1 protein-coding gene is annotated in these 315 nt (G+C 63.5%); it reads right to left on the bottom strand.

Annotation, left to right across the window (positions count from 1 at the left end; genetic code table 11):
- Nucleotides 1-315 (bottom strand): IS66 family transposase zinc-finger binding domain-containing protein (locus PMES_RS16375; RefSeq protein ID WP_201289029.1); only part of this gene is annotated, 315 nt, incomplete at both ends.

The raw sequence follows: 315 nt of genomic DNA, 5'->3' as shown, positions 1-315 counted from the left end.
CCTGAGTGACCCCATCGGTGCAGGTCCGGCAGGCGTATTTCGGGCGCACGGTGACAATCACGCGCAACTGGGCAGGCACGATGTCCAGCCGTTCCGTGCGGTCTTCGCCGATCTTGTGCATGGCACCACAGCCGCAAGGGCAGATCAGGCTGTCAGGCTCGATGACCTCTTCGATGCGCGGCAGCGCAGCGGGCAGATTGCCGATGGTGCGTTTCGGGGCGGGCTTGGTTGAAGCCCCATCACCCGTCTTGGCAGCCCGTTTCTCCTTCTCCGCTTCGACCTCAGCAAGTGCGATGGACAAGTCCTCGAAGGCCA

The organism is Profundibacterium mesophilum KAUST100406-0324 (assembly GCF_009835145.1).
GTDB lineage: Bacteria > Pseudomonadota > Alphaproteobacteria > Rhodobacterales > Rhodobacteraceae > Profundibacterium > Profundibacterium mesophilum.
This window is presented reverse-complemented; position numbering and strand designations above follow the sequence as displayed.